Genomic DNA, 11,442 nt, shown 5'->3' with positions numbered 1-11,442 from the left:
TCCAAAAAGCGAGATTCGGCGGCGCGGCTACTTCACCACGCGGAGCAGCGGACGCCGGGGCTGGTCCTGCGTCTGCTTGGAAGGGGGCAGCGGTTCGCTTCCGGCGTTCCGCAGCATTTCGTCGCACAGTGCCTTGAGATCGGCACTGTCAATTCCTTTGAGCTTCATTCGCACGTCGAGAATGACGATGGACAGCAGCTCGGCCGATTCACGGCCGTTGATCTCATTGAGAACCCTGCGGCACTCCTCGAGCGTTTCAAGCACCGACTGCAACTGTTCATCTGAATGCGACACCGGCGTTCTTTCCGTTAATTCGGCCTGCGAGAGGTGTTTGTGGTGATCCCCTCGGCCCCCATGAGACACCGAGAATAACACGAGGCGCCTGCGCCTCCGAATACGATTTCAACGTGTTTCTGCCTGGAAACTCTGGTTCCAGCGAACATGGCCGCACTGCGCGGCAGGCCATTGTCGGACTTGTCAGAAGTGAAACGCCTGGTGCGGTGAGATTGATCCATCCCGTGGGGCGGCAAGTCTTGCAGCGGCAAGTCTTGCGCAAAGACATCCGCTACGGACAGCGCACACAATCCCGCAGCCACTTCACGGCTCGCAACGGAACTCACACGACACCCCTCGTTCGGACGGTGGCCTGTCCGATTCCAGCCCCCGGCAGCACTCCGATACCACCTATCACGCAGTAAGGATGACGTTCAAAACTCATCACCCCGCAACCCGCCGTGGTTGTGGTTTGCGCCAGATTCTGCCAGTTTAGCAATCTGAAGGGACTTGTATGCACTCCTTGGCGGAAAGGGGCGTTCCACTGGAAGAACGCCCAAAGATCAGCATCAGCGGCCTCTCCGATTGGGATGCGGCCCGCATCTTCCTGGAAGTCGTTCGGCGCGGCAGTTTCCGCTCGGCGGCCGAACGCCTTTCACTGTCGATCAACGCCGTCCGCCGCCGGATCGACGATTTCGAGCGCCAGACCGGCACCACGCTTTTCACCCGCGACGTCCACGGCACCCATCTGACCGACGAGGGCGCGCTCGTGGTCTCCGCGGTCGAGCGCATGGAAGCGGCAGCCTTCGACGTGCTGCGCACCAGTGATTCGACGGCCAACGCCCTGTCCGGCGAGGTCCGCGTCGCCGTGACCGAAGGCTTGGGGACGTTCTGGCTCGCCCCGCGGCTGGTCGAATTCCAGCAGACCTATCCCAAGATCCTGGTCGACCTGCATTGCGCGATGCGTTCGGCCGACGTCTCCCGCCACGAGGCCGACGTCGCCATCCATCTGTCGCGTCCCTCGGCGCTCGACGTCAAGCTGGTGCGGCTCGGCCGCATGCATCTGATGTTCTGGGCTTCGGAAAAATACCTTGAGAAATACGGCACGCCGCGCTCGGCCCTCGAATTGATCAAGCACCGCCTGGTGCTGCAATTCGCCGACCAGCTCGCTGCCAAGCAAACCTTCGAGAGTTTCTTCCCGGGCGTTCCGGAACGTGACCTTCTGGTCATGAAGACCAACGTCTCGAGCGCCAACTACTGGGCGGTCGCGAATGGCGCCGGAATCGGCGTATTCCCGAGCTACGCCATTGCGCTTGGCGGGAAGTTGATTCCACTGGAGGTCGAGTTGAACCGACCGCTGGATATCTGGCTGTCCTACCATCCCGGTAGCGGCCGAATTCCACGCGTGCGGCACATGATTGACTGGCTGATCGAAGCTTTCAATCCGGCTCGCTTCCCGTGGTTTAAGGAAGAGTTCGTGCATCCGCATGAATTCAAGGACTCGTATATGGGCGAACCCCTGACCCAGCTCTTCGGGGGATTTTCAACCGAAGAACAAAGGTGAAAAAAAAGATGAAAGCAGCGGCGAAGAGAATGAAGCAGCGCAGTGCCGGCAAGCCGGATATTGAGCTTGGCAAGCGTATTCGTCTGCGGCGCGTCGAGATGAAGATCTCGCAGGCCGAGCTCGGCGAGAAGCTCGGCGTCAGCTTCCAGCAGGTCCAGAAATACGAGAAGGGCGTCAATCGCGTCGGCGCGGCTCGGCTTCAGCAGATCGCCACCGCCCTCGATGTGCCCGTGACCTTCTTCTATGACGGCGACAACAAGGCGCGCGAAGTGGAGAGCTTGCTCTTCCTCGACAGCGCCTTCAGCCTCCGGCTGCTGCGCGCCTACAGCAAGATCAAGGACCAGACGGTGCAGCGTCAGCTCGTCTCGCTGATGGAATCGATCGCAGCGAACGAAGCCTGAGATCGACGGCCTGGCCTTTACGGCCGATCTTCAATCCGCCGCGTCACGGGGGCGCGGCCGGATTGAAAGAATCCGGGCTTGCGCGCCGTCCGCGCGCAACCTCTGCTTCTCGGGGCGGCTCCGCCGCCCTTCTTTTTGTCCACTTTCCCATCATCGTCGCGGATACCGGGGCGTCGGGAACGACGCGACGCGCTTATGGCGGTGCCATGCAATCGACGCGCAGGCGGATGCGAAGCCGCATCCCTGCCGCGGTTGACCCGGGTCTGGCCCCGGCCGCACATTGCGCCCGGCCTACGACAAGCGAGCGCGCGATGCCCGGCATTTCCAGCACGACCGAAACACCATACGCCGACGGCAAGATCCTCAAGCATGCCGCCAATGGCGTCGGCGTGATCACCTTCAACAATCCCGACAAGCGCAACGCGATGTCGCTGGAGATGTGGGAGGGATTTGGCGAGGCGCTGACAGCCTTGCGCGACGACGACACGGTGCGCGTCGTGATCCTGCGCGGCGCCGGCGGCAAGGCCTTCGTCTCGGGGGCCGACATCAGCCAGTTCGAAACGACACGGCACAACGCGGCTGCGTCCGAGCAATATGCCAAACGCAGCGCGGCCCAGCGAGCGCTGCTCGCCGACTATCCCAAGCCGACCATCGCCTGCATCCAGGGCTTTTGCCTCGGCGGCGGCATGCAGGTCGCGATGCTCGCCGACATCCGCATCGCCGCTGCAAGCAGCCAGTTCGGCATTCCCGCCGCCAGGCTCGGCATCGCCTACGGCTATGACGGGTTGAAGCACCTGGTATCGCTGGTCGGCCCGTCCTGGGCACGGCTGTTGATGTACACGGGCATGCGGATCGATTCCGCCGAAGCACAGCGTATCGGATTGGTCGAGCGCGTATTCCCGGACGATCAACTCTGGAGCGAGACGACGGCGATTGCCGAGACGATCTCGCAAAATGCGCCGCTCGCGGTCAAGGCTGCCAGGATCACCATCGCGCAGGTGCTGAAGGACGAGAGCCAGCGCGACATGGAGGCGATCAAGGCGATCGGCAATGCCTGCATGGACAGCGCAGACTTTCGCGAGGGCCGGCAGGCTTTCATGGAAAAGCGCAAGCCGCAGTTCCAGGGGCGGTGAAACTGAACCTACGTTCAGGAAGATTAAATTCCTCGCGCGCCTGCGCCGCAGTAGCAACCAATTGATTTCCTGCCGGTTCTTTCGCCGTTAACGAGGGAGATGGCAATGAATCCGAAATTTGCTATTCTTGGTTTGGCTGCGTTGGGCGGTGTAGTGCTCGCTTCCGGCCCGGCACTCGCGGCGATGCCGAACGGTATTCCGCAGGCCGATCGGATCGCAAGCGGCCTGGCTGCGGACGTCGATCAGGTGCGCTGGGTGTGTAACCCCTGGGGCCGCTGCTTCTGGCGTCCGAACTATTACGGCGCCTACGGCTATTACGGCGGCCCGCGCCGCTTCTATGGCCCGCGGCCATGGGGCTGGGGCCATCGCCACCACCACTGGCGGCGCTGGTGAACGACGAAGGGGCCGCGAGGCCCCTTTCCATTAGAGGACTACAGCGCCCCCAGCACCGCCTTCGTGATGTCGGCGGTGCCGTTGCTGCCACCGAACTCCATCGGCTTGATACCACCGGCATAGACCTGATCGACCGCGCGCTCGATCGTCTCGCCGGCCTCAGCCGCGCTCTCGACGCCGTGCTTGTCGGCGAGCCAATCCAGCATCATCGCCGCCGACAGGATCATGCCGGTGGGGTTGGCCTTGCCCTGCCCCATGATGTCAGGGGCGGTGCCGTGGCAGGGCTGGAACACGGCATACTTGTCGCCGATGTCGGCCGATGGCGCCATGCCGAGGCCGCCGATCAGGCTCGCGGTGATGTCGGAGACGATGTCGCCGAACATGTTCTCCATCACCATCACGTCGAAATCCCAGGGACGCTTCACCAGCATCGCCGAGCAGGCATCGACATAGAGCCGGTCGGTCTTCACCTCCGGATGACGCTTCTCTATCTCGTCGAAGATACCGCGGAAGAACGCAAACGCCTTGAACACGTTCGCTTTGTCGACACAGGTCAGCGCGCCGGGCTTGCCGCGCGCCTTGCGCCGTTCGGCGAGGCGAAACGAGAATTCGAACAGCCGCTCGGAAGTCCTGCGCGTGATCACCATGGTCTCGCGCGCCTCCTCATGGGTGACGACGCCCTTGCCCATCGACGCGAACAGGCCTTCGGTGGATTCGCGGATCACGACCAGATCGATGCCGCGCTGGTCGGCGCCGACGATCGGGCTCGGCACGCCCGGAATGAGCCTTGCCGGCCGCACGCCGGCATAGAGATCGAAGATGAAGCGCAGCTCGATCTGCGGCGCGATCTCGGTGTTATCAGGGTAGCGCACCGACGGCAGGCCGCAGGCGCCGAGCAGGATCGCGTCCGCTTCCTCGCAGAGTTTGATCGTGCTCTCCGGCATCGACTTGCCGGTCGCCAGATAATTGTTGGCGCCGGCCGGGGCCTCGGTGAAGCGGAAGCTCAGGCCCGACTTCGCCTCGATCTTGCGCAGAACCTCGATGGCCGGCGCCATGACTTCAGGACCGATGCCGTCACCGGCGAGCACGGCAATGTGGAAGGCGTTGTTTGCGGACATGAGGTTCCTACTCTCTCCACCGTCATGCCCGGGCTTGTCCCGGGCATCCACGTCTCGATGCCGTTTTCCGTGGCAAGAACGTGGATGGCCGGGTCAAGCCCGGCCATGACGAGAAACAAACAGCGGCGACTACGGCGTCAGCACCGTGCGCCCGAACACGGCGCCCTGCTGCAACTGCACCAGCGCATCGTTGGCCTTGGCGAGCGGCGCCGTCGTCACCGGAATCGGCGCGATGTTCTTGGTGCGCACGAGTTCGAGCAGCTCCTGCGTCTCGCGCAGATTGCCGACATAGCTGCCCTGGATCGTCACCGCCTTGATCGGAATCAGCGGCAGCGCCCAGGTCGCGCCGCCGCCGAACAGACCGACGATAACGAGCTTGCCACCCTTGGCCAGACAATCGAAGCCGAGTTGCGTGGTCGCGGCATTGCCGACGAGGTCGATCACGGCGCGGATCGGCCCGCCCGCTTTCTTCGCAAGCTGCTCCAGCGCATCCGGCGCCTTGGGGTCGACGGTGGCGAGCGCGCCGGCCTTCTCCGCCGCTTCGCGCTTCTTCGCATCGATGTCGAGCACGATCGCGCCCTTGCCGCCCATCGCCTTGAGCAGCGACAGCGCCATCAGGCCGAGGCCGCCGGCGCCAAACATCACGATCGGCGTGTCGAAGTGCTGCTCGACCTTTTTCAGCGCACTGTAGGTGGTGACACCCGAGCAGGCGTAAGGCGCTGTGGTCGCGGGATCGAGGCCCTTGAGGTTGAGCAGATAGCGCGGGTGCGGCACCAGCATGTGGTCGGAATAGCCGCCGTCGCAATAGACGCCGAGCGAGCGCGGCGTCGCGCACATGTTCTCGTCGCCGGCAAGACAGACGGCGCATTTTCCGCAGCCGATCCAGGGATAGACCAGGCCGACATCGCCGAGCTTCAGATCGCCCTGGTCGGTCGGTTTCACGTCGGGGCCAAAGGCGAGGATCTCGCCGACGGTCTCGTGGCCCATGGTGAGCGGCAGGTTGATGCCGCGATCCTTCAGGGACAGCGGCTTGCGGCCATGGCCGAGATCGTAGCCGCCCTCCCAGATGTGGAGGTCGCTGTGGCAGACGCCGGCGGCCTTCACCTTGATCAGCACCTGCGTGCCCGACGGCTGCGGCGTAGCCTCGTCGAACTCCTGCAGCGGCGCCTTGAAATCGGCAACCTTGAAACTCTTCATTGGCGTCCTCCCGGATATTTTTCTTGTCGCCGCCACCATGGCACGGGCGGCAGGACGAGACAAACTCGGACCTGTCTAGTTTAGGCTGGCGGATGATGGCAAGCCGACCACGCGCAAAGCCGCATTGCTTGCTGCACGAAGCTGTTCGTCAGCCTTGCGCAGCCGTTTTGCCTGATGGAATAGGCGCCTCGTCGGCGAGGCCGATCTCCTCGCGCAACGCATTCGTATGCTCACCGAGCACCGCCATCGTCCTGGCCGGCGCGGTGTCGGCGCCCGACATCCGGAATGGCAGGTTGAGCACCTGAAACGAGCCGCCCCCGTCCTCCACGGACGAGAGCGCCTGTCGGTGCGCGAGCTGCGGATCGACCAGCGCTTCGGACACGGTGCGATAGGCCGAGGCCGGCACCCCGGCAGCGCCAAGCGCGGCGAGGCATGCGTCCGTCGAGAGCTGCCGCGACCAGGCCTCGACGCCGTCCATCATGTCCGCCCAGTTCTCGCGCCGCGCGGCATAGGTCGAGAAGCGTGCGTCGGAGATCCATTCAGGGCGGCCGATCACCCCCATCAAGCCCTGAAAGGTCTTCTCGCTGGCGACTGTGATCATGATATAGCCGCTCGCCGTCTCGGTCGGGCCGAACATCGGGCGCGGCGGCGGCTTCACTGCGAATTGCGAGCTCTGCAATTCGGTCAGTGTCAGCGTCAGCATCGATTCCAGCATGGAGACGTCGATGTGCTGACCGAGCCCGGTCACGGTGCGCTGATAGAGCGCGGAGGCTATCGCGCCAAAGCCGTAGGTGCCGGTGACTACGTCAGCATGGTAGATGCCGCAAAAATCGGGACGATTGCGCCCGGGCTGGTAGGCGAGATGCGCCATATCGTAGCCGGAGGCCGCGTGGATCACCGGCGCATAGGCCGGCAGTTCGGCCGACGGGCCGCTCTGGCCGTAGCCGGAGATCGAACAATAGATCAGCTTCGGGTTGACCGGGCGCAAGCTGTCGTAGTCGAGCCGCAGGCGGCGCATCACGCCGGGTCGAAAATTCTCGACCAGGATGTCGGCGGTCGCGGCCAGCCGGCGCACCGTCTCCCTGCCGTCCTCGGACTTGAGGTCGAGCACGACGCTCTTCTTGCCGATATTGAGCTGGCCGAACGCAGTGCTGCAGCCCTTGCGCAGCGGCGGCCGGGTCCGCATCGTCTCGCCGCCGTCGGTCTCGATCTTGATGACCTCGGCGCCCATGTCGGCGAGCATCCGGGCGCAGTGGGGACCGGCGATGGTGGTCGAAAAATCCAGGACGCGCAGGCCCGCAAAGGCCTTTGTCGTCGTCCCCTCATGCTTATCTGCTAGCTGCATACTCGCTTACGTCCTTGGGCCGCCTGGGAACAACCGATGTTCTATGTTGTTGGAGCATCGACCCTAGAGGGCGGCGGCTGAGTAGGAAAGTCTTTACCGAACCGACGCTCCGTGGAGGCGGGCTTGGAAATTTCAGGGCAACTGGACCCGTTCTTGCATAGCAACAATCGGACTCCGGCAGAGGGCAACCGTTCTTGAGGGTCTTGTTCGTTACGACAGAGATGGACGACTTCGTCCGCGTCGGCGGACTTGGAGCCGTTTCCGCCGCCCTCCCCAGAGCCCTTCGCCCTTTCGCCGATATCCGGATCATGCTGCCCGGCTATCGCGACATCATCGAGCAACTCACGCATATTCAGATCGTTGGCCGTTGTCCGGCATTCGCGGAGATGCCGGCCTGCTCGCTCGGCCGCGCCGCGACCAAGGACGGCCTGCCGGTCTATGTGCTGTTGTGCTCGCAACTCTACGACCGGCCCGGCAATCCCTATGGCGACGAGTTCGGGCGCGACTGGCCGGACAACGACATCCGCTTCGCGCGCCTTGCCTCTGCGGCCGCTGAACTCGCCATGGGCAAGCTGGACAAGAATTGGGCAGCGGACCTGATCCATGCCAATGACTGGCAGGCCTCGCTGGTGCCGGCCTATCTCGCCTGGCGCGGCGCCAAGCTGCCGTCGATCCTGACCATCCACAACCTCGCCTATCAGGGCCTCTTCCCGAAAGACTCGCTGCGGCGGATCGGCGCACCGGAAAGCTCCTTCCACATCGACGGCGTCGAGTTCTACGACAAGGTCTCCTTCCTCAAGGCCGGGCTGGTCTACGCCTCCCACCTCACCACCGTCAGCGGCACCTACGCGCGGGAGATCACCACGACCGAGTTCGGCTGCGGTCTGGAAGGCCTGCTCCGCCTGCGCTCCGACGCATCCGAGCTGACCGGCATCCTCAATGGTATCGACGAGAGCTGGGACCCGCGCTCGTGCGCCCAGCTCGCCCAGCAATTCGGCGCCGGCGACTGGGTCGGCAAGAAGGCCAATGCGGATTACGTGCGCAAGCAGTTCGGGCTCGCGGTGTCGCGCGGCCCGATGTTCGGCATCGTCGCCCGCCTCGTCCACCAGAAGGGCATCGACCTCGTGCTGGCGGCCGCCGACGAGATCGTCGACGCCGGCGGCCAGATCGTGGTCACCGGCTCCGGCGAGCCTGCGCTCGAGCAGGCGCTGGTCGACGCGCATCGCCGCCGTCCCGACGCAATCGGGGTCACGATCGGCTTCAACGACGCCCAGTCCCGTCGCATCTTCGCCGGCAGCGACTTCACATTGATGCCGTCGCGCTTCGAGCCCTGCGGGCTCAGCCAGATGTACGCCCAGCGCTTCGGCTCGTTGCCGATCGGCCACCAGACCGGCGGCCTTGCCGAAACCATCACCGACGGCGAGACCGGCTTCCTGTTCTCAAGACCCTCGCACGAATCCTTCCTCGGCGGCGTCCGCCGGGCGTTCGAGGCCTTCATGGCACAAGACCAGCTCGACACCATGCGCCGCAGAGCGATGGGCCGTTCGTTCTCCTGGACCATCTCGGCCGGCAGCTACAACGCGCTGTACCGGAAACTGGCGTCGGTGTGAGGGCGACGCTGCGAGCGCCACTCCGTCTCCCGTCACCCTGAGGCGGCCGCTTCTTCAGCGGCCCTCGAAGGGCGACGGCCCGGCTGCAGCAGCGGGGCCGTGCATCCTTCGAGGCTCCCAGCGCGATGCGTTAGCATCGCGCCGCTCGCGCCTCAGGATGACGGAGCTAATGATGGAGAACTTCACCCCTTCCCGCGCAAGTCCATCTGCGGCCGACCGATCCAGGCGCGGTTGAGACAGCGAGTCATCCAGTCCGGCCGCGGCTCGCCGCGCAGACGGGCCTGCGCCTCCTGGTAGGGACCGGCATAGCGCAGCCGGTCCGGCAATCTCGGATAGACGCGCCTGATCCATCTCAAGGCACTGTCGGCGGATCTGATTTCGCGCTCGCCGAGTTCAAACCCAAAGCCCGCGCGCAAGCGCTCCGGCAGCAGGCTCGCCGTGAGCGCGCGATACCATCGCGGCGGCCGCAACCACGGACGCGCGCCCCCAAAAATCTGCGCGGCGATCTCGCGCGCCGCCGGGCTGACGGTCAACGTATCCGACGCTGTCATTGCCGCGGTGTACGCGGCAAAGCCCGCCCAGTCCGCAGGCAGGTCATCGCCGGTCAATCCAAACAACGCGCCAAACGTCCGGCTCTCGGTCCAGTAGCGCTCGCGCTCCTCCGCCGAGAACGGCGGCAGCACCAGATCGTGCGCCATCAGCGCGGTCTCGACCAGCGTTGCATGAACCCAGCGCAGCGACGGGATGTCGTTGGCGCAGTAGCGCGAGCCCGCGGCGAACGGACCGACCGTCTCCGGCATCTCTCCGACGATCATGGAGTGACGCCGATGCAGCTGCCGGGACGACAACATCGCCCGGTCGACCGAGCCGAACACCATGGCAAAAACGATGTCGAAGGTGCGATGGAAGCGTGCGATCGGATCTGCAAGGGTCCTGGAATGCTCGGCGATGGCGGCTGCGACCCAGGGGTGCGCAAGCTGAAGCAGCAGCGCACGGCCGGCGCCGAGAAAGATCACGGCCTCCCGGTCGATCCGCCAGGTGATCGAGGACGGACCGAACACGCCGGCCACCGGTCCTGCCGCTTCGGCACGGACCTTCTCGAGCGCCAATTCCAGATCGTTCTCTGACACCACCTGCATGGCCTCACAATCCGCAAGGCCTGTGGCAATTCGATGAACCCGACGTTCGCTTGCGGCCCTACTCCGCCGCCATCGGCATCTCGTCCATATGCTCGTGCAGCACCACGCCTGCGAGCGGATCGAATTCGCCGACCCACGGCTTGCGCGCAAGCACCGACTTCGTGTGAGCATAGCCGGCATGCCAGCGCCGTGTGATCCCCAACGGGCTGAAGTCGATGTCCTTGGTATGGGTCTCGCGCTCGAGCTGCGGCGCCAGCAGCCGCACCACATGCATGCGGGTCGGACAGCCATAGCCAATCAGCTCCCTCACCGCGGGATCGTCGTGCTCGCTTTCCGGAAGCCGCGCCGCGAGCTGGTTGATGACGTGGCGGAGGCGATGGGCCTGCTGCTGGCGCACGATCTGGCTGGCGATCCGGCTGGAATATTGCACGTCCTTGTGCCGGTTCAGCACCTCCGCCATCGTGGTCGGTTCGGCGCCGACGGGATTCCACAGATGCACGGAGAAGATCAGCGAGTCCTTGCGCGGATTGTCGTCGAACACCGCTTCCGTCGGCGTGTTCGAGAGGATGCCCCCGTCCCAATAGAGTTCGCCGTCGATGCGCACCGCCGGGAAGGCCGGAGGCAACGCGCCCGAGGCCATCACATGCTTCACCGTCAGCTCGCCGTCGCGGCTGTCGAAATAGCGCATTTCGCTCGTACCGACATGAGCCGCACCGACCGTCAGGCGCGGCGCGCAGAGATTGGCCAGATCGAAATCGACCAGCTCGCTCAGCGTCTTCTCCAGCGGCGCGGTCGAGTAGAAGCCGGCGTGATCGGCGCCCAGCGGATAGAAATCTCCGGCATGCGCCAGCGGATTGGGCCGGAAGAAACCGGGAATGCCGTGGGTCACGGTCGACCAATAGGCCAGCTTCTCGTTGAAACCGGGAAACGCGCTCCGCCAGTCCCAGACCGGCTTCTGCTCCATCCGCTTCCAGAACTCCCTCAAGCGCGCCAGCCGGTGCTCCCTCGCGTTACCCGCAATCAGGCTGGCATTGATGGCACCGATCGAAGTGCCGATGACCCAGTCCGGCTCGATGCCGGCCTCGTGAAGCGCCTGATAGACGCCGGCCTGGTAGGAGCCGAGCGCGCCACCGCCCTGAAGCACGAGGACGACCTGACCCGGCAGGTCCCTGCCCTGTGTGTTATTCTGCGTGCCGCTCATGGTTCGCTCCTGATCAGCCTGCACTGCTCGGATATTCGCTGTTGGCAGTGACGTGTTACGCCGGTTCA

Annotated in this window: 11 protein-coding genes; 5 read left to right on the top strand and 6 right to left on the bottom strand. The window is 64.5% G+C overall.

Annotated elements, in window-relative coordinates; genetic code table 11:
• Positions 1-27 precede the first annotated feature (27 nt).
• Positions 28-294 (bottom strand): hypothetical protein, encoded by a 267-nt coding sequence (locus QSV46_RS08940; protein ID WP_314949422.1) that lies wholly within the window; start codon positions 292-294, stop codon positions 28-30.
• Between the two features lie 493 nt (positions 295-787).
• Here QSV46_RS08940 and QSV46_RS08935 point away from each other — a divergent pair, with 493 nt between their 5' ends.
• The 4 genes from QSV46_RS08935 (at position 788) to QSV46_RS08920 (ending at position 3,764) form a co-directional block, all read left to right on the top strand.
• The gene (locus QSV46_RS08935; protein WP_314949420.1) at positions 788-1,837 is read left to right on the top strand and encodes a LysR family transcriptional regulator; all 1,050 of its coding nucleotides are present in this window, start codon (positions 788-790) and stop codon (positions 1,835-1,837) included.
• Between the two features lie 29 nt (positions 1,838-1,866).
• The gene (locus QSV46_RS08930) at positions 1,867-2,238 is read left to right on the top strand and encodes a helix-turn-helix domain-containing protein (RefSeq protein WP_014497036.1); all 372 of its coding nucleotides are present in this window, start codon (positions 1,867-1,869) and stop codon (positions 2,236-2,238) included.
• 311 nt (positions 2,239-2,549) lie between these two features.
• Entirely contained in the window at positions 2,550-3,371 is an 822-nt protein-coding gene (locus QSV46_RS08925; RefSeq protein WP_314949388.1) for an enoyl-CoA hydratase, read from the top strand.
• 105 nt (positions 3,372-3,476) lie between these two features.
• Positions 3,477-3,764, top strand: coding sequence for a hypothetical protein (locus QSV46_RS08920; protein WP_314949386.1), 288 nt, complete (start codon positions 3,477-3,479; stop codon positions 3,762-3,764).
• A 38-nt stretch (positions 3,765-3,802) separates the two neighbouring features.
• Here the strand turns inward: QSV46_RS08920 and QSV46_RS08915 are convergent, their stop codons facing one another.
• The 3 genes from QSV46_RS08915 to QSV46_RS08905 form a co-directional block, all read right to left on the bottom strand.
• Entirely contained in the window at positions 3,803-4,882 is a 1,080-nt protein-coding gene (locus tag QSV46_RS08915) for an isocitrate/isopropylmalate dehydrogenase family protein (RefSeq protein ID WP_314949384.1), read from the bottom strand.
• Between the two features lie 129 nt (positions 4,883-5,011).
• The gene (locus tag QSV46_RS08910; protein ID WP_314949383.1) at positions 5,012-6,079 is read right to left on the bottom strand and encodes an alcohol dehydrogenase; all 1,068 of its coding nucleotides are present in this window, start codon (positions 6,077-6,079) and stop codon (positions 5,012-5,014) included.
• A gap of 148 nt (positions 6,080-6,227) precedes the next feature.
• The gene (locus QSV46_RS08905) at positions 6,228-7,424 is read right to left on the bottom strand and encodes a CoA transferase (RefSeq protein WP_314949380.1); all 1,197 of its coding nucleotides are present in this window, start codon (positions 7,422-7,424) and stop codon (positions 6,228-6,230) included.
• A gap of 194 nt (positions 7,425-7,618) precedes the next feature.
• Between QSV46_RS08905 and glgA the strand changes: the two genes are divergently transcribed.
• Positions 7,619-9,034, top strand: a complete 1,416-nt coding sequence (glgA, locus tag QSV46_RS08900; RefSeq protein ID WP_314949378.1) for a glycogen synthase GlgA — start codon at positions 7,619-7,621, stop codon at positions 9,032-9,034.
• Positions 9,035-9,216: 182 nt separating this feature from the next.
• Here glgA and QSV46_RS08895 read toward each other — a convergent pair whose 3' ends face one another.
• Positions 9,217-10,167: an oxygenase MpaB family protein gene (locus QSV46_RS08895; RefSeq protein WP_314949976.1), complete on the bottom strand. Its 951-nt coding sequence runs from the start codon at positions 10,165-10,167 to the stop codon at positions 9,217-9,219.
• A gap of 64 nt (positions 10,168-10,231) precedes the next feature.
• Positions 10,232-11,374: a patatin-like phospholipase family protein gene (locus QSV46_RS08890; protein WP_314949376.1), complete on the bottom strand. Its 1,143-nt coding sequence runs from the start codon at positions 11,372-11,374 to the stop codon at positions 10,232-10,234.
• Between the last annotated feature and the right edge of the window lie 68 nt (positions 11,375-11,442).

The sequence above is a fragment of the Bradyrhizobium cosmicum genome, assembly GCF_032290525.1.
Classification (GTDB): Bacteria; Pseudomonadota; Alphaproteobacteria; order Rhizobiales; family Xanthobacteraceae; genus Bradyrhizobium; species Bradyrhizobium cosmicum_A.
Note: the sequence above shows the minus strand (reverse complement) of the source record. Positions and strands in the feature narration are given on the sequence as shown.

Excerpts from the sequence above, each read along its gene's own strand:
- QSV46_RS08905 (WP_314949380.1), bottom strand. The coding sequence starts at position 7,424 with ATGCAGCTAGCAGATAAGCATGAGGGGACGACGACAAAGGCCTTTGCG.
- QSV46_RS08920 (WP_314949386.1), top strand. The coding sequence starts at position 3,477 with ATGAATCCGAAATTTGCTATTCTTGGTTTGGCTGCGTTGGGCGGTGTA.
- QSV46_RS08910 (WP_314949383.1), bottom strand. The coding sequence starts at position 6,079 with ATGAAGAGTTTCAAGGTTGCCGATTTCAAGGCGCCGCTGCAGGAGTTC.
- QSV46_RS08935 (WP_314949420.1), top strand. The coding sequence starts at position 788 with ATGCACTCCTTGGCGGAAAGGGGCGTTCCACTGGAAGAACGCCCAAAG.
- QSV46_RS08925 (WP_314949388.1), top strand. The coding sequence starts at position 2,550 with ATGCCCGGCATTTCCAGCACGACCGAAACACCATACGCCGACGGCAAG.
- QSV46_RS08930 (WP_014497036.1), top strand. The coding sequence starts at position 1,867 with ATGAAGCAGCGCAGTGCCGGCAAGCCGGATATTGAGCTTGGCAAGCGT.
- QSV46_RS08915 (WP_314949384.1), bottom strand. The coding sequence starts at position 4,882 with ATGTCCGCAAACAACGCCTTCCACATTGCCGTGCTCGCCGGTGACGGC.
- QSV46_RS08890 (WP_314949376.1), bottom strand. The coding sequence starts at position 11,374 with ATGAGCGGCACGCAGAATAACACACAGGGCAGGGACCTGCCGGGTCAG.